This is a genomic window from Mycobacterium sp. (assembly GCF_008709575.1).
In the GTDB taxonomy this organism is placed as follows: Bacteria; Actinomycetota; Actinomycetes; order Mycobacteriales; family Mycobacteriaceae; genus Mycobacterium.
The window spans coordinates 1-542 of sequence record NZ_VYIK01000545.1; the positions used below are offsets into that span (position 1 = coordinate 1).

The window sequence follows — 542 nt, forward strand, 5'->3', positions numbered from 1 at the left end:
GTCCGCCACCGCCGAAGGCCTGGTGTGGGTTGTGCTTGGCCGTGCGGGAGATGTCGAAGACGTCGGGATGGTCGAAGACGTCCTCATCGCGGTTGGCCGAGATGTACCACATCGCCACCTTGTCGCCCCGTTTGATGGTCACCCCGCCGATCTCGTAGTCGCGCAACGCGGTTCGACGGAAGTGCATCAGCGGCGGCTCCATCCGCAACGCTTCGTTGACAGCATCGTCGACCCGGGCTTCGAAATCTGCCATCAGATAGGCGTGCTGGTCCGGGTGCTGCTGGAACAGACTCAGGACGTGCGCCATGGCATGGCGGGTGGTGTCGTTGGCGCCCGCGGCCAACAGCGAGAAGAAGACCCCCACCTCCTCGGTAGACAGCTTATGGCCCTCGTATTCGGCCTGGGCGACCCAGGTGAGCAGATCGTCGCCGGGATTCTTCTTGCGGTCCTTGGCCAGTTCGAGTGCGAGCATGGCCAGCTTCTGTGACGCATCAGCAAACACGAACAGCGGCGAGCCGATGTGCGCGTACTCGGGATCGTTC

1 protein-coding gene is annotated in these 542 nt (G+C 63.3%); it reads right to left on the bottom strand.

Annotated features, from left to right (window positions below; all coding sequences use genetic code 11):
• Positions 1-542: cytochrome P450 (locus tag F6Q13_RS20055; RefSeq protein ID WP_293060175.1), on the bottom strand; the 542-nt coding region annotated here is incomplete at both ends.